This is a genomic window from Chitinimonas koreensis, from assembly GCF_014353015.1.
In the GTDB taxonomy this organism is placed as follows: Bacteria; Pseudomonadota; Gammaproteobacteria; order Burkholderiales; family Chitinimonadaceae; genus Chitinimonas; species Chitinimonas koreensis.
Genome location: NZ_CP060704.1, coordinates 4,712,087 through 4,730,469 on the forward strand (window position 1 = coordinate 4,712,087; position 18,383 = coordinate 4,730,469).

Consider the following 18,383-nt stretch of genomic DNA (forward strand, 5'->3'; position numbering starts at 1 on the left):
CATCGCTCCTGCGCGTGTGCGCAGGCCCCGGCTGCGAATGCAGAACGGGCCTGTCCGCGGACAGGCCCGTTTCGTTTCGGCCGAATATCCGGCAAGCGGAAAGGATCAGCCGCGCCGCTGCGCCTTCACCGCCAGCCGCGCCTTGTGCAGCAGCGGCTCGGTATAGCCGTTGGGCTGCTTCGTGCCTTCGAACACCAGGTCGCAGGCCGCCTTGAAGGCGATGCCGTCGAAGCCGGGCGCCATCGGCCGGTAGTTCGGGTCGCCGGCGTTCTGCGCATCCACCACCGCCGCCATCCGTTCCAGCACCTCGCGCACCTGCGCCGCGCTCACGATGCCGTGGCGCAGCCAGTTGGCCACGTGCTGGCTCGAGATGCGCAGCGTGGCGCGGTCTTCCATCAGGCCGACGTCGTGGATGTCGGGCACCTTGGAGCAGCCGACGCCCTGATCGACCCAGCGCACCACGTAGCCGAGGATGCCCTGGCAGTTGTTCTCCAGCTCGGTGCGGATCTCGTCGGCGCTCCAGTCGGTCGTCGGCGCCAGCGGCAGGGTCAGGATGTCGTCGACCGAGGCGCGCGGCCGCGCCTTCAGCTCGTCCTGGCGTGCCGCCACGTCGACCTGGTGATAGTGCAGCGCATGCAGCACCGCGCCGGTCGGCGACGGCACCCAGGCGCAGTTGGCGCCGGCGTTCGGGTGGCCGATCTTGGCCTTGAGCATCTCGGCCATCAGGTCCGGCTTGGGCCACATGCCCTTGCCGATCTGGGCGCGGCCCTTGAGCCCGCACATGAGGCCGACGTCGACGTTGCTGTTCTCGTAGGCGCCGATCCAGGTCGTGCCCTTCATCGCCTCCTTACGCACCACCGGGCCGGCTTCCATCGAGGTGTGGATCTCGTCGCCGGTGCGGTCCATGAAGCCGGTGTTGATGAAGATGATGCGTTCGCGCGCGGCGCGGATGCATTCCTTCAGGTTGACCGAGGTGCGGCGCTCCTCGTCCATCACGCCGATCTTCAGCGTGTTGCGGGCCAGGCCCAGCGCCTCCTCGACGCGGCCGAACAGCTCGACCGCGAAGGCCACTTCGGCCGGGCCGTGCATCTTGGGCTTCACGATGTACATCGAGCCGGTGCGGCTGTTGCGCAGCGCGCCGCGGCCGTCGATGTCGTGCTTGGCGATCAGCGCGGTGACGGCGGCGTCCATGATGCCTTCGAACACCTCGTCGCCGTCGTGCAGGATGGCCGGGTTGGTCATCAGGTGGCCGACGTTGCGCAGCAGCATCAGCGAACGGCCGTGCAGGCGCAGCTCGCCGCCGTCGGCCGCGGTGAACGTGCGGTCGCCGTTCATGCGGCGGGTGAGCTGGCGGCCGCCCTTGTCGAAGGTGTCCTCCAGCGTGCCCAGCATCAGGCCCAGCCAGTTGCGGTAGACCTCGACCTTGTCCTCGGCGTCGACCGCGGCGATCGAATCCTCGCAATCCTGGATGGTGGTGACAGCGGCCTCGAGGCACAGGTCCTTGACATGGGCCGCGTCGTCCTTGCCGATCGGATGGTCGGCGTCGATCTGGATCTCGACGTGCAGGCCATTGTGGCGCAGCAGCACGCCGGCCGGCGCGGCCGCGTCGCCGCGGTAGCCGACGAACAGCGCGGGCGTGGCGAGGCCGACGGTGCGGCCGTCCTCGAGCGTCACCGCCAGCCGGCCGTCCGCCACCGCGTAGCGGGTGGCGGCCTGGTGCGAACTGGTCTCCAGCGGGAAGGTGGCGTCGAGGAAATTGCGCGCGAAGGCGATCACGCGGGCGCCGCGCACCGGGTTGTAGCCCTTGCCCTTCTCGGCGCCGCCGTCCTCGGCGATCGCGTCGGTGCCGTACAGCGCGTCGTACAGCGAGCCCCAGCGCGCATTGGCGGCGTTGAGCGCGTAGCGCGCGTTCTTCACCGGCACCACCAGCTGCGGGCCGGCCAGCGTGGCGATCTCGGCGTCGACGTTCTCGGTGCTCACCTCGAAATCCGGCCCCTCGGCCTCGAGGTAGCCGATCTCGACCAGGAAGGCCTTGTAGGCCACGGCGTCGAAGGCCGGGTTGGCGCGGTGCCAGTCGTCGATCTGCGCCTGCAGCGCGTCGCGGCGGGCCAGCAGCGCGCGGTTCTTCGGCGCCAGGTCGGCGACGATGCGCTCGAAGGCCGACCAGAAAGCCTCGGCCTCGACGCCGCTGCCCGGGATGGCTTCGGTATTGACGAATTCGTACAGCGCCCGGTCGATGGCCAGGCTGCCGTGCTGGATGCGTTCGGTCATGGAGCACCTCTATGTGGGAAGCGCAAAGTAGCCAAGGACACGACTGATGACAAGGCGGACGCGACTACGCAGTCGGCCGGCTTCGGGGTCCACGGCACTACTCTTCGCATTGATTCTTTAATGCAAACCCAGATGAACGAACGCCGCCCACTCAAAGAGTATGGCGGCGTCCATTCGCAACACTGAAGGCGTTTGGCGTCGCTGACGAGCGTCAGCGAGGCTCCCTCGCGGCGGCGAGGGCAGGGGGAGTCGGATTGAATCAGGGACTGATCCTGCCACCCGCGACAGGCCAAACCCGGCCGGCTTTGCCGGTCGCACTCAGCCCATCACCCCACAACCAAACCCCGGATCAGTGAAATTGCTCTTCTTCGGTCGAACCGGTCAGCGCGGTCACCGAGGACGCACCGCCCTGGATCACGGTGGTGACGTCGTCGAAGTAGCCGGTGCCGACTTCCTGCTGGTGGCTGACGAAGGTGTAGCCACGCTCGCGGGCGGCGAACTCGGGCTCCTGCACGCGCTCCACGTAGGCCGACATGCCGCGCGCCACGTAGTCCTGGGCGAGGTCGAACATGTTGTACCACATGGAATGGATGCCGGCCAAAGTGATGAACTGATACTTGTAGCCCATCGCGCCGAGCTCGCGCTGGAACTTGGCGATGGTGGCGTCGTCGAGGTTCTTCTTCCAGTTGAACGACGGCGAGCAGTTGTAGGCCAGCAGCTTGCCCGGGTGCTTGGCGTGCACCGCCTCGGCGAACTTGCGGGCGAATTCCAGATCGGGCGTGCCGGTCTCGCACCACACCAGGTCGGCGTACTCGGCGTAGGCCACGGCGCGGCTGATCGCCTGCTCGATGCCCTTCTTGGTCTTGTAGAAGCCTTCGGCGGTGCGTTCGCCGGTCAGGAAGGGCTTGTCGTTGTCGTCGTAGTCGCTGGTCAGGAGATCGGCGGCTTCGGCGTCGGTACGCGCGATCACCAGGGTCGGCACGCCGTAGACGTCGGCGGCGAGACGGGCGGCGATCAGCTTCTGCACGGCTTCGGCGGTCGGCACCAGCACCTTGCCGCCCATGTGGCCGCACTTCTTGACCGAGGCGAGCTGGTCTTCCCAGTGCACGCCGGCGGCGCCGGCGCGGATCATCGACTTCATCAGCTCGTAGGCGTTCAGCACGCCGCCGAAGCCGGCTTCGGCATCGGCCACGATCGGCGCGTAGTAGTCGACGAAGCCCTTGTCGCCCCGCTCCACGCCCTTGCTGTGCTGGATCTCGTCGGCGCGGGCGAAGGCGTTGTTGATGCGCTCGACCACCTTGGGCACCGAGTCGACCGGGTACAGCGACTGGTCGGGGTACATGGCCGAGTATTCGTTGTTGTCGGCGGCGACCTGCCAGCCCGACAGGTAGATGGCCTTCACGCCGGCCTTGACCTGCTGCATCGCCTGGCCGCCGGTCAGGGCGCCGAGGCAGTTGATGTAGGGTTCGTTGTTGACCAGGTTCCACAGCTTCTCGGCGCCGCGGCGGGCCAGGCTATGCTCGTTCTGGACGGAGCCGCGCAGGCGCTCGACGTCGGCAGCGGTATAGCCGCGCTTGATGCCCTTCCAGCGCGGGTTGGTGTCCCAGTCCTTTTGAATGGCGGCGATGCGTTCTTCGCGAGTCGACATATCTTCTACCTCGTTGGGCGGCGTGCCCCGGGCGGCCCCGGCGGCGCGCGAATCAAATGGGGAGTAGCTCGGAGGGGCCCGCGGGTGTTGCTGCGAGCCTGCGCCCCGGCTGGATGCTGCTTGGGGCGATATGGACCCGGGTCTGGCGGAGGGTGGGAGCCAGCTAGGGTGTTCCTGTAGTGATGTAGTCGATTATAAGCAGTTTCAGTTGCGATGCAGCAAAAATTTCAAACGAGCGTATGATTTGTTGAATCCGCAACAACGGCGTGGCGGCGCGGCCACAGCACGGCGTGCGTCCCGGCCCTCTTGAAATCCGAATAACCATCCTCATCTTGGGGCTTATCGATTCAGGAGGCATGCGACATGCAACAGGAACCCCAGCAGGAAAACCAACAGGATCAAGCATTTGAGGTGGAACCGACGGCTGCGGCGGTCGAACACGAGGAAGCGGTGGCGGCCGAGAGCCTGGAAGCCCAGGTGCAGGCGCTCGAGGCCAAGGTGGCCGAGCTGCAGAGCGCGCTGCTGTATGGCAAGGCCGAGGCCGAAAATCTGCGCCGCCGTGCGCAGGACGACGTTGCCGCGGCGCACAAATACGCGGTCGGCAAGTTCGCCGGCGAGCTCCTGGTGGTCAAGGACTGCCTGGAGATGGCGCTGAAGGACAACTCGTCGATCGAGAACATCAAGATGGGCGTGGAGATGACGCTGCGCAACCTGGCCGGCGCCTTCGACAAGTTCCAGATCAAGGAAATCGACCCCAAGGCCGGCGACAAGCTCGACCCGAACAAGCACCAGGCGATGAGCGCGGTCGAGGCCGAGCAGGAGCCCAACACGGTGGTCGACGTGATGCAGAAGGGCTACGCGATCGCCGAGCGCGTGCTGCGGCCGGCGATGGTGGTGGTGGCGAAGGCGCGTGAGGAGTGAGGTGTAAGGCGTGAGGGGCGCGGATGACCGCCGGCGCTAGATCGCCCGCAGGTGCCCGCGTCCAGAATCGCGCAACGGCCGGACGCGGGTGACAAGGGAGTGAACTTGATGCTGCAGCGGCCTCGCGAACACCTCACACCTAACGCCCCACACCTCACGTAAAGCGCTTGAAAAGCGCGCCCCAACCCCACTTAAGCAGCAAGGTTATTCAGGATTCGCGCCGGCCCCGTCCGGCACCCAGACACTCAAGAGGATTGCAGACATGGCAAAGATCATCGGTATCGACCTCGGCACCACCAACAGCTGCGTGGCCGTGCTCGAAGGCGGCAACGTCAAGGTCATCGAGAACGCGGAAGGCGCGCGCACCACGCCGTCCATCATCGCCTACACCGACGACGAGATCCTGGTCGGCGCGCCCGCCAAGCGCCAGGCCGTCACCAACCCGCGCAACACGCTGTACGCCGTCAAGCGCCTGATCGGCCGCAAGTTCGAAGAGAAGGAAGTGCAGAAGGACATCGACCTGATGCCCTACTCGATCACCCGCGCCGACAACGGCGACGCCTGGGTCGAAGTGCGCGGCAAGAAGATGGCCCCGCCGCAGATCAGCGCCGAAGTGCTGCGCAAGATGAAGAAGACCGCCGAGGACTACCTGGGCGAGGAAGTGACCGAGGCCGTGATCACGGTGCCGGCCTACTTCAACGACAGCCAGCGCCAGGCCACCAAGGACGCCGGCCGCATCGCCGGCCTCGAAGTGAAGCGCATCATCAACGAACCGACCGCCGCGGCGCTCGCCTTCGGCCTCGACAAGAAGGAAAAGGGCGACAGCAAGATCGCGGTGTACGACCTCGGCGGCGGCACCTTCGACATCTCGATCATCGAGATCGCCGACGTCGACGGCGACAAGCAGTTCGAAGTGCTGGCCACCAACGGCGACACCTTCCTCGGCGGCGAGGACTTCGACCAGCGCCTGATCGACTACATCGTCACCGAGTTCAAGAAGGAGCAGGGCATCGACCTGAAGAAGGACGTGATGGCGCTGCAGCGGCTCAAGGAAGCGGCCGAGAAGGCCAAGATCGAACTGTCCAGCACCACCCAGACCGAGATCAACCTGCCCTACGTGACGATGGACGCGACCGGTCCGAAGCACCTGGCGATGAAGATCAGCCGCGCCAAGTTCGAGAGCCTGGTGGAAGACCTGATCGAGCGTTCGATCGAGCCGTGCCGCATCGCGCTCAAGGATGCCGGCATCAAGGTCAGCGACATCGACGACGTGATCCTGGTCGGCGGCCAGACCCGCATGCCCAAGGTCATCGACAAGGTGAAGGAGTTCTTCGGCAAGGAAGCGCGCCGCGACGTGAACCCGGACGAAGCCGTCGCCGTCGGCGCCGCGATCCAGGGCTCGGTGCTGTCGGGCGACCGCAAGGACGTGCTGCTGCTCGACGTCAGCCCGCTGAGCCTGGGCATCGAGACGCTGGGCGGCGTGATGACCAAGCTGATCGCCAAGAACACCACGATCCCGACCAAGGCCTCGCAGGTGTTCTCGACCGCCGACGACAACCAGAGCGCGGTGACCATCCACGTGCTGCAGGGCGAGCGCGAGAAAGCCTCGGCCAACAAGTCGCTGGGCCAGTTCAACCTCGAGGGCATCCCGGCCGCCGCCCGCGGCGTGCCGCAGATCGAGGTCGAGTTCAACATCGACGCCAACGGCATCCTGCACGTGAGCGCCAAGGACAAGGCCACCGGCAAGGCCAACAACATCACCATCAAGGCGAACTCGGGCCTGTCGGAAGACGAGATCCAGCGCATGGTGAAGGACGCCGAGGCCAACGCCGAGGAAGACAAGAAACTGACCGAACTGGTCGGCGCCCGCAACCAGCTCGAAGGCCTGATCCACTCGGTGAAGAAGTCGCTGGCCGAATTCGGCGACAAGATCACCGCCGACGAGAAGAGCGCGATCGAATCGGCCCTGAGCGACGCCGAGGGCGTGGTGAAGGGCGACGACAAGGCCGCGATCGATGCCAAGAGCGAAGCGCTGATGACCGCCTCGCACAAGCTGGCCGAGAAGATGTACGCCGCCCAGCAGGGCGCCGAAGCCCAGCCGGCCGGCGGCGAAGCCAAGCAGGACGACGGCAACGTGGTCGATGCGGAGTTCACGGAAGTGAAGGACGACAAGCAGTGAGGGGTTAGGCGTGAGGAGTGAGGCGTGGTGAAGCGCAAGCATCACGAGCTGCGGGTGTGGCAAGCTGCCATGACGCTGGTTCGTGAGGTTTACGCGATCAGCGCCTCGTTTCCTCGCGAAGAGACCTTCTGCCTGACCTCCCAGATGCGGCGGGCCGCCATATCGGTGCCCAGCAACATCGCGGAGGGTGCAGCGCGCGCCACACAGAAAGAGTTTCTGCACTTTCTGCATGTGGCGCGTGGTTCATTGAGCGAGCTGGAAACGCATTACCTGATCGCGAAACAGCTCGGCTATTTCGCGTCTTTCAACGTCAACGCTTTCGAGGAGAGGCTGGAAGAAGTGTTCGGTCTGCTGGGGGCTTGATCCAGTCGCAACGGCTGGGATGAGCGCACACCTCACACCTCACACCTCACACCTCACGGACACATGGCTAAAAAAGATTTCTACGAAATCCTGGGCGTAAACAGGGACGCCAGCGACGAGGACATCAAGAAGTCCTATCGCAAGCTGGCGATGAAATACCACCCGGACCGCAACCCCGACAGCAAGGATGCCGAGGAGAAGTTCAAGGAGGCCAAGGAGGCCTACGAGATCCTGTCCGACGGCCAGAAGCGCGCGGCCTATGACCAGTACGGCCATGCCGGGGTCGACCCGCAGGCCGGCATGGGCGCCGGCGGCTTCGGCGGCGGCGGCTTCGCCGATGCCTTCGGCGACATCTTCGGCGACATCTTCGGCGGTGGCGGCGGCCGCGGCGGGCGTTCCAACGTCTATCGCGGCTCGGACCTGCGCTACAACCTCGAGGTCAGCCTCGAGGAAGCGGCGCGCGGCACCGAGACCAAGATCAAGATCCCGACCCACGACGAGTGCGAGACCTGCCACGGTACCGGCGCCAAGCCGGGCACCCAGGCCAAGACCTGCGGCACCTGCGGCGGCCACGGCCAGGTGCGGGTGCAGCAGGGCTTCTTCTCGCTGCAGCAGACCTGCCCGACCTGCCACGGCACCGGCAAGGTGATCCCCGATCCCTGCCGCACCTGCCACGGCGCCGGCCGGGTCAAGACCCACAAGACGCTCAACGTGAAGATCCCCGCCGGCGTCGACGAGGGCGATCGCATCCGCCTGTCGGGCGAGGGCGAGCCGGGCGTCAACGGCGGCCCGCCGGGCGACCTGTACGTGGTCATCCACCTCAAGGCGCACAGCGTGTTCGAGCGCGACGGCAGCGACCTGCATTGCGAGATGCCGATCAGCTTCGCCACCGCGGCGCTCGGCGGCGAGATCGAGATCCCGACGCTCGACGGCGCGGTCAAGCTCAAGATCCCGGCCGAGACCCAGACCGGCGCGGTGTTCCGCCTGCGCGGCAAGGGCATCAAGGGCGTGCGCAGCGCGGTTACCGGCGACCTGATGTGTCACGTGGTGGTCGAGACGCCGGTCAAGCTGACCGACCGCCAGCGCGAGCTGCTGCGCGAATTCGAGACCATCAGCCTCGAGGACGACGCCAAGCACAACCCGCGCGCCAAGTCGTGGATGGACAAGGTGAAGGATTTCTTCAACTGATCCGCCGCGCGACGCGCCCGCGCCGATTGCACGTCGGCACCAGCGAACAGGCCCTGCGGGGCCTGTCGCTTTTTGCGCCGCCGGCCAGCCGCCGTCACGTCCGGGCCATGACAAACGTCACGGTCATGTCCTGACGCTTGCGACTGCCGTGCGCCGCGCGCCACGGGAACAATGGCAGCCATCCCAACCCGTGGAGCAGACCGCGATGTGCCCTTCCCTTTCCGCTCGGCCGATCGTCGTGATCGCCGCCATCGCCGTCGCGCTGCTGTCGGCGCCGCCGCCGGCCAAGCGCAGCCCGGCCGACCGCACCGCCCCCGCCGCGCAGCCCGCCCACCGCGCGCCGAACGCCGCCTGACCGCCAGCCCAACCCGGAGCCCGCCATGCAATCGACCCAGCGCGCCGCCGTGGTCGGCATCGTCTGCGGCCTGTTCGGCCTCGGCGCCGGCAGCTGCTTCGGCATCGGCCAGTTGCCGCAGCCGTGCGACCCCGCCCTGCTGCTGCGCAGCGCGGGCGGCCTGGTCCTGCTGGCCGGCCTGTGCGGCTCGCTCGGCGGCGCGCTGTTCGCCTGGCTCGGCCCACGCGCCCCGCGCTGACGGCGCCGTCCAGCCCACGCTATGCTCGTCCCACCCGGAGACATCGCCATGTTCCAGTCCCAAACCCTCAAGCAACGTTGCAGCCAGCTCGCCGGCCCGATCGGCTCGCTGCTGTGGCTCGGCTTCCTCTACGCCCCGCTGCTCGACCGCGCCCGCGACTGGGGCGCGATCTTCGACCTGCAGCTCACGCTCCTCGCCACCGCGCTGTTCCTGCCGCTCCACTTCTGGAGCTACTACGCCAGCGGGCCGCGGCTGTGGATCTCGCAGGCCGGCATCTTCCTGATCGGCCTGTGGCTGATGCCGCACAACCCGGCGGCCCATACGCTGTTCATCTACGCCGGCCTGCCCGGCGAGCGCGCCGGCCGGCGCGAGGCCTTCATCGGCATGTTCGCGGTCACCGCCGCGGCCTTCGTGGCCTTCGACCACTACCAGATGAGCGGCTCCTATTTCGGCGTCACCGCCGGCCTGATCCTCGGCCTCGGCTCGACCATGCTGGGCCAGCGCGAGGCGCGCAGATCGAAGCAGGCGATCGCCGAGAAGGACGTCGAGATCGCCCGGCTGGCCAAGGTGGCCGAGCGCGAGCGGATCGCCCGCGACCTGCACGACCTGCTCGGCCATACGCTGAGCCTGATCGCGCTCAAGGCCGAGCTCGGCCACAAGCTGGCCGCCGCCGAGCCCGAGCGCGCCGCGGCCGAGATGAAGGAGGTCGCCGCCACCGCGCGCCAGGCGCTGACCGAGGTGCGCCAGGCCATCGTCGGGCTGCGCTCGGTCAGCCTGCCCGAGGCGATCGAGCGCGCCGACGCGGCGCTGCGTGCGGCCGGCGTCGAGACCACGCTGGGGCTGGCGCCGATCCCGCAGCTCGACGCGGCGGCCGAGCATGCGCTGGCGCAGGCGGCGATGGAGGCCAGCACCAATATCGTCCGCCATGCCTCGGCCCGGCGGGCCGAGCTGCGGCTGCGCGAGGTGGACCGGCAGCTGACGCTGACGGTCAGCGACGACGGCCAGGGCATCGGCGAGGCGAGCGCCGGCCAGGGCCTGGCCGGCATGCGCGAGCGGCTCGAAGCGGTCGGCGGCCGGCTCGAGATCGCTGCGGCGCGGCCCGGCACGCTGCTGCTGGCGACCGTGCCGCTGGCGCAGCGGGGTTGAGCGTCGGCCCGCATGGATACCGCTATTCCAGCAATCGACCCGCGGGGGTGGTAGGTCGGACTTCAGTCCGACCTACGGTGGCCGAGCACCGTAGGAGCGGCTTCAGCCGCGAATGCTGTCGGTTGAGCACTCGACCATTCGCGGCTGAAGCCGCTCCTACGCGGCCCTCCTCGCCGCTCACCCCGCCGCCGCTGGCGTAGAATCGCGCCTTCGCCAGGAGCCCCACCCCATGCCTTCCCCGCTCGCCTCGCGCCCCATCGGCGTCTTCGATTCCGGCATCGGCGGCCTCACCGTCACCCGCGCGCTGATGGAACGGCTGCCGTTCGAGGACATCGTCTACTTCGGCGATACCGCGCGCGTGCCCTACGGCGTCAAGTCGGTCGCCACCATCGAGCAGTTCACCCAGCAGATCGTCGACTTCCTGCTGCAGCAGGAGGTGAAGCTCCTGGTGATCGCCTGCAACACCATCTCGGCGGTGGCCGCGCACAAGATCCGCAGCCGCGTGTCGGTGCCGGTGATCGACGTGATCGAGGCCGGCGCGCGCAACGCGGTGGCGGTGACGCGCAACCACGCGATCGGCGTGATCGCCACCCCGACCACCGTCAACAGCAATGCCTATGCGCGCGGCGTGCACGCGCTGAACGCCGAGGCGCGCATCTACTCGCAGGCCTGCCCGCTGCTGGTTCCGCTGGTCGAGGAGGGCTGGCTCGACCACCCGGTGACGCGGCTGACGGTGCAGGAATACCTGAAGCCGGTGCTGGCCGAGCGCATCGACACCCTGGTGCTCGGCTGCACCCATTACCCGCTGCTCAAGCCGCTGCTGGCGCAGGAGATCGGCGCCGGCATCGCACTGGTCGATTCGGCCGTCAGCGTGGCCGAGCAGGTGGCCGCCGTGCTCGGCCAGCTCGACCTGGCCAACCCGCAACGCATCGAGCCGACCTACCGCTACTACGTGACCGACATCCCGCTGCGCTTCCAGACCGTGGGCGAGCGCTTCCTCGGCCGCAGCCTCAAGCACCTGGAGATGGTGGCGCTGTAGCGGTAGGCCATGTAGGAACGGCTTCGGCCGCGATTCGCGGGGCTGCCACCATCGTCGTTCGCTGCCAAAGCCGTGGCTATGCAGGATCGAACGTCACGTGGCGGAGATGCCACCATTCGCGGCCAAAGCCGCTCCTACATGATCGAGCGCAGGTCGAACCAGCGGTGCCGCCCGCAACCCGTGCCACATCTGCCCGAGCCTGTGAACCGGCTTGTTGTCGCAGGGGCAGCACGAAAGAGCCGCGTGCTACAATCGCGGGCTTGTTTTGATTGAGATTTTTCCGAGATTTTCGCCATGACCCTTTCGACGCTCACCGCCCTTTCGCCGCTCGACGGCCGTTACCACAAGCAGGTCGACGTCCTGCGCGACTGCTTCAGCGAATTCGCGCTGATCAAGTACCGGGTCAAGGTCGAGGTCGAATGGCTCAAGGCCCTGGCGGCCGAACCGGGCGTGATCGAAGTACCGGCCTTCTCCGCCGCCACCATCGCCGAGCTCGACGAAGTGGTCGCGCATTTCTCCGAAGGCCACGCCGAAGAGGTGAAGGCGATCGAGAGCCGCACCAACCACGACGTCAAGGCGGTCGAGTACTGGCTCAAGGAACGGCTGTCGGGCAACCCGGAGATCGGCCCGGTCAGCGAATTCCTCCATTTCGCCTGCACCAGCGAAGACATCAACAACCTGTCGCACGGCCTGATGCTGCAGGCCGGCCGCACCGCCACGCTGCCGCGGCTCGAAGGCATCCTGGCGCGCCTGAAGACGCTGGCGCACGCGCTGGCCGACAAGCCGATGATGTCGCGCACCCACGGCCAGCCGGCCACGCCGACCACCATGGGCAAGGAACTGGCCAACGTCGCCTACCGGCTCGAGCGCCAGCTCGAGCGCATCGCCGCGGTCGAGCTGCTGGGCAAGATCAACGGCGCGGTCGGCAACTACAACGCCCACCTGGCCGCCTACCCCGACGTCGACTGGCCGGCCTTCGCCCAGCGCTTCGTCGAATCGCTCGGCCTGACCTTCAACCCCTACACGATCCAGATCGAGCCGCACGATTACATGAGCGAGCTGTACGACAGCTTCGCCCGCATCAACACGATCCTGATCGACATGAACCGCGACATCTGGGGCTATATCTCGCTCGGCTTCTTCAAGCAGAAGGTCAAGGAAGGCGAAGTCGGCAGCTCGACCATGCCGCACAAGGTCAACCCGATCGACTTCGAGAACTCGGAAGGCAACCTCGGCCTCGCCAACGCCATGCTGACCCACCTGAGCCAGAAGCTGCCGATCTCGCGCTGGCAGCGCGACCTGACCGACTCGACCGTGCTGCGCAACATGGGCGTGGCGCTCGGCTACGCGGTGCTGGGCTACGCCTCGGCGATCAAGGGCCTGGACAAGCTCGAGGCCAACCCGGCCGCGATGGCCGCCGACCTCGACGCCAACTGGGAAGTGCTGGCCGAGCCGATCCAGACCGTGATGCGCCGCTACGCGGTGCCGAACGCCTACGAGCAGCTCAAGGACCTGACGCGCGGCAAGGCCGGCATCAACCGCGACACGCTGCACGCCTTCATCCGCACGCTGGCGATCCCGGAACCGGAACGCGCCCGCCTGCTCGAACTGACGCCGGCCAGCTACCTCGGCCGCGCCGTCGAACTCGCCCGGAACATCTGAGGGACTGTGGCGCGCGCGATCACTGCAGCTCAGGCCCCCGGCAAAGCCGGGGGCTTACGATCATCTCGTGCTCGACGGCCTCTCTTGATTCATTCCTACTCCCCCGCCCTCGCCACCCCGGGGTCCCGTGAAGTCGAAGGCTTCGCGGGTGGGCCTGAGGGTGCCTCGCTGCGCTCGAGGGTGGATGAATCAACCGTATGTGCGTCAGCCACCTAGCCAACAAGGTCTCCCCGTGAACCAGAAGCAGAAACTCCCTATCCTCATCGGCGCCGCCGTCGGCGCGCTGGCCATCGCCTACACCGGCGCGAGCTGGTGGGCCGGCAAGCAGGCCGAGATCACGCTGGCCAAGCAGCACCGGCTGATCGCCGACCTGCCCTACTTCGTGGTCAAGTCGCGCGACTACCAGCGCGGCGTGTTCAGCTCGCACGAGCGCACCACCATCGCGCTGAACCCGACGCTGGCGGCGCCCTATCTAGAGATGCTCAAGCTGGCCGGCGAGGACGCCCCCAAGCTCGAGCTGAGCTACACCCAGACCGTGCGGCACGGCCCGCTGCCGTTGCTGCTGTCGGGCAACCCGACGCCGCTCAAGGCGGCGGTGACCACCGACGTCGAGTTCAACGCCGACACCCAGGCGGTGCTGAAGAAGATCTTCGGCGAGCAGAAGCCCTTGCAGATCGAGAACCGCATCCGCTTCGACGACGACGGCGTGTTCTCGGTCAAGGTGCCGGCCTTCACCTACGAAGAGACGCTGGCCAAGGTCAAGGCGGTCTGGCAGGGGCTCGACGCCACGCTGGCCTACGGCGGCGACTTCAACAAGGTCGACATCGCCGCCGTCGCGCCCGGCCTGACCTTCCAGGCCGGCCCCAAGGGCTCGCTCGAGGTCAAGGACCTGCGCTTCGAGGCGCACAACGCGCGCGGCCGCGCCGGCATCATGCTCGGCGAGGGCAAGCTGTCGCTCGCCTCGGCCCACTTCACCCAGACCGAAGGCCGCAATATCGACGCCAGGCTCGAAGCGCTGAGCTACCTGGTCAAGACCGCCGAACAGGGCGAGTTCATCGATTCCAGCGGCGACGTGGCCGCCAAGACGCTGGTGCTCAACGGCAAGAGCTACGGCCCGGCCAAGCTGTCGGTGGCGGCCACCCACCTGCACGGCCCGACGCTGGCCAAGCTGTCCAAGATCGTCTCGAAGATCCAGCGCGAGATCCCCGATCCGCGCCAGCAGGCCGCGGCGATGTTCGACGCCTTCCGCAAGGACGGCAAGCCGCTGCTGCGCAACGACCCGGCGCTGGCGATCAAGGAACTGACGGTGAAGCTGCCCGAGGGCGAGGTGTCGGTGAAGGCCGACCTGGCGCTCAAAGGCTTCGAGGACCAGGACCTCGACATGCCGATCAAGCTGCTGGAAAAGCTCGACGCCAACGCCGACATCAAGCTGCCCAAGCAGGTGATCGAGACCTACGTGCTGTGGCAGGCGCGCGGCATGATCGCGATCGACACCGAGGACGGCGATCATCCCGATGCCTCCGAGCTCGACAACCTGGCGCGCAACCTGATGGAAAGCCAGATCCGCAAGCTGGCCGATCAGAACCTGATCCGCATCGACGGCGAGATGCTGAGCGCCACCGCCAAGTGGCAGAAGGGCCGGCTCAGCGTGAACGGCAAGGCGATCCCGCTGCCGTGGCAGGCCACCGCGCCGGCCGAAGCGGAAGCCGGCGACGAGGACGAAGACGCCGCCGCAGTGCAATAGCGGCCGCGTCCACCCCGCCAAGCAAAACGCCCGGTCGATGCCGGGCGTTTTGCTTTGGGGCGCGGCATGCGTACCCGCGCCGTCAGCCTCAGCGGTATTCGCACAGGTAGGCGGTATCGACCGCCACCTTGAGCTGGAAGCGGCTGTCGCCCGGCACCTCGAAGCGCGCACCGGCGCCGAATGCCTGCCAGCCCGCGCTGCCCGGCAGTTTCACCGTCAGCTCGCCGGCGATCACCTGCATCACCTCGCGCTGGGCGGTGCCGAACTCGTATTCGCCCGGCGCCATCACGCCGATGGTGGCTGGGCCTTCCGCCATGCCGAAGCCGATCGATTTGACCGTGCCGCCGAAGTATTCGTTGACCTTGAACATGTGCGCTGACCTCGTCGAAGAGTGGGGAGCAGGCGAGTATGCCCAGGCCGGCCGGGACGGACCATAACTTGTGATTCGGCGCTTAGAACCGGCCGGACATGGCGGGGCGGATGAAGATTGACCGAACCACGCCAGTCCGCCGAGGCGCAGCAAGGGCTCCTCGGCGGGTCTTCGCATCCCGGGTGGGGAGGGATTGATCCTTCGTCGGGAAGGCTTTTGTAGGAGCGGCTTCAGCCGCGAATGGCGAAGGCGGAACTGGCGCTTTCGCGGCTGAAGCCGCTCCTACGGGTTTCCACTCCGCGATCCGGGCAGAGCAGGAAGCCCGCGGCGGCCTCAGTCCGGCAGCCAGCCCGGCGCCAGCAGGCACAGCGCCGCCAGCCGCTCGATCACGTCGCCGGCGAAGAAGCCCGGCCGGGCGTCCTCGGCGTCGACGATGCCGACCAGCGCGCCGGCCTCGTCGAACAGCGGCAGGCAGGCCTCGCTGCGCACTTCGAGATCGCAGGTGTAGTAGGCGCCGCCGGCGTCGCGCCAGTCGGCCACGTCGTCGATCAGGCGGGCCTGGCCGCTCAGGCCGACCGCGCTGTTGTTCGAATGCGCGGCGAAGTCCTCGGTCAGCGGGAATTCGGCGCGGCTGGGCTTGCCGACGTAGGCCAGCTTGACCAGCGCCGGTCCGGCCGCCACGGCGCGCGCCTGGTAGACGCCGATCCAGCCGCAGCCGGTCTCGGCGGCGAAGCGGCGGGTCAGCTCGGTCAGCACTTCGAGCCGCAGCGAGATTTCCTCGCTCGTGCCGCCGAGCGCGGCGGCCAGGTCGTAAGGCGCCTCGGCGAGCTGGTCGGGCAGCGAGCAGGCGCCGCCTTCGCCGAGTTCGGGCACGCGGTAGCTGTAGAGCACGGCGACGTCGCGCGGCAGGCGCGCGGTCTCGGCGATTTCGGTGTAGGCGGCGAGGTGGCCGGCAATGCGCTCGGCGTCGAGCGGGCGGGCAAGGCCGGCGCGGTCGAGGTAGTCGGCAGGGGTCATGGATCGGCTCGGGTCAAGGAACGCGGCGATTCTACGGGGAATCGGCCGCCGCGGTCGCGCGCACGGCTCAGGCGCCGACGGGGTCGCCCGCCACCGGGCCGTCCGGCATCCGTTCGTCCGGCCCGGCCGCGGCCGGGTCGACCGGAGCCGGATCGACGGCCGCCGGGGTGGGTTCGCCGCCGATCTGCTCGGCCGGCACCGGCCGGCCCAGGTGGAAGCCCTGCAGCGCATCGCAGCCGAGCGCGGCCAGGAAGTCGCGCTGCGGCGCGGTCTCGACGCCCTCGGCGACCACCGTCAGGCCGAGCGCGCGCGCCAGCGCCACCACCGCGGCGACGATGGCGGCGTCGTCCGAGCCGGGCGCCAGCTCGTGCACGAAGCTGCGGTCGATCTTGAGCTCGCTGGCCGGCAGCCGCTTGAGATAGGCCAGGCTCGAATAGCCGGTGCCGAAGTCGTCGATCGACAGCCGCACGCCCATCTCCGCCAGCTCGCCGAGCCGCGCCAGGCTCGCCTCGGCGTCGTCCATCGCGGTCGACTCGGTGATCTCCAGCGTCAGCCAGCACGCCTCGATGCGGTGGCGCTGCAGCGTCTCGCGCACCATCGCCACCAGTTGCGGATGGCGGAACTGGGCCGGCGACAGGTTGACCGCCACGTTCAGGGGCGACCGGCCGGCCTCGAGCCATTCGCGCATCTGCGCGCAGGCGCGGTCGAGCACCCAGGCGCCGATCGAGACGATCAGCCCGGTCTTCTCCGCCACCGGGATGAAAGCCGCCGGCGCGACCATGCCGCGCGTCGGGCTCTGCCAGCGGATCAGGGCCTCGACGCCGAGCATGCGGCCGCTGCCGGCCTCGAACTTGGGCTGGTAGTGCAAGCGGAATTCCTCGCCCGCCAGCGCCTGGTGCAGCTCGCTCTGCAGCAGCAGCAGGTCGTGGGCGTTGTTGTTCATCGACGCCTCGAAGAAGCGGTAGCCGTCGCGGCCGGCCTGCTTGGCGGCGTACATGGCGGCGTCGGCATTGGTCATCAGCGTGCGGCCGTCCTCGCCGTCGGCCGGATGGATGGCCACCCCGATGCTGATCGACAGGTGCAGCACGCGGCTGAACTCGAACGGCCGGCGGATCGCCGCGGTCAGCCGCTCGCAGATCTCGACCACGTCGCCGGGCATCTCCAGGTCTTCCAGCACCGCGACGAACTCGTCGCCGCCGATGCGCGCCAGCGTGTCCTGCGCGCGCAGCGCGGCGGCCAGCCGCATGGCGGTCTCCAGCAGCAAGAGGTCGCCCATCTGGTGGCCGAGCGAGTCGTTGACCGACTTGAAGCCGTCGAGATCCATGAACAGCACCGCGAAGGTGCCGCCATCGCGCGCGGCCTTCTTCTGCGCCTGGTTCAGCCTATCCTCGAGCAGGATGCGATTGGGCAGCCGGGTCAGGTTGTCGTGCAGCGCCAGCTGGGTCAGCTCCTGGTTGGCCTTCTGCAGCGACAGGCTGAGCTGGGCGGTGCGCGATTCCATGCGGGCGTCGAACAGCGACAGCAGCAGCACCATGCCCAGCACGCCGGTCGAGCCGACCACCACGAACAGCGCCAGGTAGTGCGTGTCGAGCCCTGCGCTCACCGCCAGGCAGACGCTGCCGAGCGGGAAATCGGCTGCGGCCATGCCGCTGTAGTGCATGCCGACGATGGCCAGCCCCATCACCACCGCGGCACCGGCCCGCAGCAGCCGCACGTGCGGTTGTTCGCGCTTGAGCTGGACGGCGATCCACAGCGCGGCGCCGGCCGCGCCGACCGCGATCGCGACCGAGACGGCGAACCAGCCCGGATGCCAGACGATGGCCGGCGCCATGCGCAGCGCCGCCATGCCGGTGTAGTGCATGCCGCAGATGCCGCCGCCCATCCACAGCGCGGCCCAGGCCAGCTGGCGAGCGGACAGCTGATGGCAGCTGATGCGTTCGAGCGCGTAGCCCGACACGCCTACCGCGATCGCCAGCGACAGCAGGGTATAGCCGAGGTCGTAGCCGAGCGGGATGGGCAGGCTGAAGGCCAGCATGCCGATGAAGTGCATCGACCAGATGCCGAGCCCCATCGCGCCGGCGCCGGCGGCCAGCCAGGCCTGCGCCACCCGGCCGTGGCTGGCGGCGACGCGCGCCGACAGGTCGAGCGCGGTGTAGGACGCGATCATGGCGATCACGATGGAAAGCAGGACCAGGACGGTGCTGTAGCTGCCGACGAGCATGGCGGGGGACCTTTGAGGATG

The 18,383-nt window shown here is 68.0% G+C and carries 15 protein-coding genes; 10 read left to right on the forward strand and 5 right to left on the reverse strand.

Going from position 1 to position 18,383, the window contains the following annotated elements; all coding sequences use genetic code 11:
• Nucleotides 1–105: 105 nt before the first annotated feature.
• Nucleotides 106–2,271 (reverse strand): malate synthase G, encoded by a 2,166-nt coding sequence (locus H9L41_RS19895; RefSeq protein ID WP_028444936.1) that lies wholly within the window; start codon nt 2,269–2,271, stop codon nt 106–108.
• Between the two features lie 349 nt (nt 2,272–2,620).
• Nucleotides 2,621–3,919 (reverse strand): isocitrate lyase, encoded by a 1,299-nt coding sequence (aceA, locus tag H9L41_RS19900; protein WP_028444935.1) that lies wholly within the window; start codon nt 3,917–3,919, stop codon nt 2,621–2,623.
• 363 nt (nt 3,920–4,282) lie between these two features.
• On the opposite strand from aceA, the gene grpE reads away from it, so the two are divergent.
• The 10 genes from grpE to H9L41_RS19950 all read left to right on the forward strand — a co-directional run bounded on the left by grpE (nt 4,283) and on the right by H9L41_RS19950 (nt 14,754).
• Nucleotides 4,283–4,840, forward strand: a complete 558-nt coding sequence (gene grpE, locus H9L41_RS19905; RefSeq protein WP_034606083.1) for a nucleotide exchange factor GrpE — start codon at nt 4,283–4,285, stop codon at nt 4,838–4,840.
• A 262-nt stretch (nt 4,841–5,102) separates the two neighbouring features.
• Nucleotides 5,103–7,019 carry a molecular chaperone DnaK gene (gene dnaK / locus H9L41_RS19910; RefSeq protein ID WP_028444933.1) on the forward strand — a complete coding sequence of 639 codons (1,917 nt, stop codon included), beginning with the start codon at nt 5,103–5,105 and terminating at the stop codon, nt 7,017–7,019.
• Nucleotides 7,020–7,043: 24 nt separating this feature from the next.
• Nucleotides 7,044–7,382 carry a four helix bundle protein gene (locus H9L41_RS19915; protein ID WP_265583853.1) on the forward strand — a complete coding sequence of 113 codons (339 nt, stop codon included), beginning with the start codon at nt 7,044–7,046 and terminating at the stop codon, nt 7,380–7,382.
• Nucleotides 7,383–7,445: 63 nt separating this feature from the next.
• Nucleotides 7,446–8,570 carry a molecular chaperone DnaJ gene (dnaJ, locus tag H9L41_RS19920; RefSeq protein ID WP_028444931.1) on the forward strand — a complete coding sequence of 375 codons (1,125 nt, stop codon included), beginning with the start codon at nt 7,446–7,448 and terminating at the stop codon, nt 8,568–8,570.
• Nucleotides 8,571–8,775: 205 nt separating this feature from the next.
• Nucleotides 8,776–8,925, forward strand: coding sequence for a hypothetical protein (locus H9L41_RS19925; RefSeq protein ID WP_157461867.1), 150 nt, complete (start codon nt 8,776–8,778; stop codon nt 8,923–8,925).
• 25 nt (nt 8,926–8,950) lie between these two features.
• Nucleotides 8,951–9,163: a hypothetical protein gene (locus H9L41_RS19930; RefSeq protein ID WP_028444930.1), complete on the forward strand. Its 213-nt coding sequence runs from the start codon at nt 8,951–8,953 to the stop codon at nt 9,161–9,163.
• A gap of 48 nt (nt 9,164–9,211) precedes the next feature.
• On the forward strand, nt 9,212–10,309 hold the full coding sequence (locus tag H9L41_RS19935; protein WP_051318736.1) for a sensor histidine kinase: 1,098 nt from the start codon (nt 9,212–9,214) through the stop codon (nt 10,307–10,309).
• Nucleotides 10,310–10,538: 229 nt separating this feature from the next.
• Nucleotides 10,539–11,348 carry a glutamate racemase gene (gene murI / locus H9L41_RS19940; RefSeq protein ID WP_028444929.1) on the forward strand — a complete coding sequence of 270 codons (810 nt, stop codon included), beginning with the start codon at nt 10,539–10,541 and terminating at the stop codon, nt 11,346–11,348.
• Nucleotides 11,349–11,642: 294 nt separating this feature from the next.
• Nucleotides 11,643–13,010, forward strand: a complete 1,368-nt coding sequence (gene purB / locus H9L41_RS19945; RefSeq protein ID WP_028444928.1) for an adenylosuccinate lyase — start codon at nt 11,643–11,645, stop codon at nt 13,008–13,010.
• A gap of 232 nt (nt 13,011–13,242) precedes the next feature.
• Nucleotides 13,243–14,754 carry a YdgA family protein gene (locus H9L41_RS19950; protein WP_028444927.1) on the forward strand — a complete coding sequence of 504 codons (1,512 nt, stop codon included), beginning with the start codon at nt 13,243–13,245 and terminating at the stop codon, nt 14,752–14,754.
• 88 nt (nt 14,755–14,842) lie between these two features.
• On the opposite strand, the gene ppnP is transcribed toward H9L41_RS19950, so the two are convergent.
• From ppnP to H9L41_RS19965, 3 genes are all read right to left on the reverse strand, one after another.
• On the reverse strand, nt 14,843–15,124 hold the full coding sequence (ppnP, locus tag H9L41_RS19955; RefSeq protein WP_028444926.1) for a pyrimidine/purine nucleoside phosphorylase: 282 nt from the start codon (nt 15,122–15,124) through the stop codon (nt 14,843–14,845).
• 333 nt (nt 15,125–15,457) lie between these two features.
• Entirely contained in the window at nt 15,458–16,141 is a 684-nt protein-coding gene (locus H9L41_RS19960; RefSeq protein ID WP_028444925.1) for a GAF domain-containing protein, read from the reverse strand.
• Between the two features lie 67 nt (nt 16,142–16,208).
• Nucleotides 16,209–18,362 (reverse strand): putative bifunctional diguanylate cyclase/phosphodiesterase, encoded by a 2,154-nt coding sequence (locus H9L41_RS19965; protein WP_084299845.1) that lies wholly within the window; start codon nt 18,360–18,362, stop codon nt 16,209–16,211.
• Nucleotides 18,363–18,383 lie beyond the last annotated feature (21 nt).

Bases quoted from the DNA above. Each gene is read 5' to 3' on its own strand.
- H9L41_RS19925 (WP_157461867.1), top strand. From the start codon at position 8,776: ATGTGCCCTTCCCTTTCCGCTCGGCCGATCGTCGTGATCGCCGCCATC.
- dnaJ (WP_028444931.1), top strand. From the start codon at position 7,446: ATGGCTAAAAAAGATTTCTACGAAATCCTGGGCGTAAACAGGGACGCC.
- grpE (WP_034606083.1), top strand. From the start codon at position 4,283: ATGCAACAGGAACCCCAGCAGGAAAACCAACAGGATCAAGCATTTGAG.
- dnaK (WP_028444933.1), top strand. From the start codon at position 5,103: ATGGCAAAGATCATCGGTATCGACCTCGGCACCACCAACAGCTGCGTG.
- H9L41_RS19960 (WP_028444925.1), bottom strand. From the start codon at position 16,141: ATGACCCCTGCCGACTACCTCGACCGCGCCGGCCTTGCCCGCCCGCTC.
- purB (WP_028444928.1), top strand. From the start codon at position 11,643: ATGACCCTTTCGACGCTCACCGCCCTTTCGCCGCTCGACGGCCGTTAC.
- ppnP (WP_028444926.1), bottom strand. From the start codon at position 15,124: ATGTTCAAGGTCAACGAATACTTCGGCGGCACGGTCAAATCGATCGGC.
- H9L41_RS19895 (WP_028444936.1), bottom strand. From the start codon at position 2,271: ATGACCGAACGCATCCAGCACGGCAGCCTGGCCATCGACCGGGCGCTG.
- H9L41_RS19965 (WP_084299845.1), bottom strand. From the start codon at position 18,362: ATGCTCGTCGGCAGCTACAGCACCGTCCTGGTCCTGCTTTCCATCGTG.
- aceA (WP_028444935.1), bottom strand. From the start codon at position 3,919: ATGTCGACTCGCGAAGAACGCATCGCCGCCATTCAAAAGGACTGGGAC.
- H9L41_RS19935 (WP_051318736.1), top strand. From the start codon at position 9,212: ATGTTCCAGTCCCAAACCCTCAAGCAACGTTGCAGCCAGCTCGCCGGC.
- H9L41_RS19930 (WP_028444930.1), top strand. From the start codon at position 8,951: ATGCAATCGACCCAGCGCGCCGCCGTGGTCGGCATCGTCTGCGGCCTG.
- murI (WP_028444929.1), top strand. From the start codon at position 10,539: ATGCCTTCCCCGCTCGCCTCGCGCCCCATCGGCGTCTTCGATTCCGGC.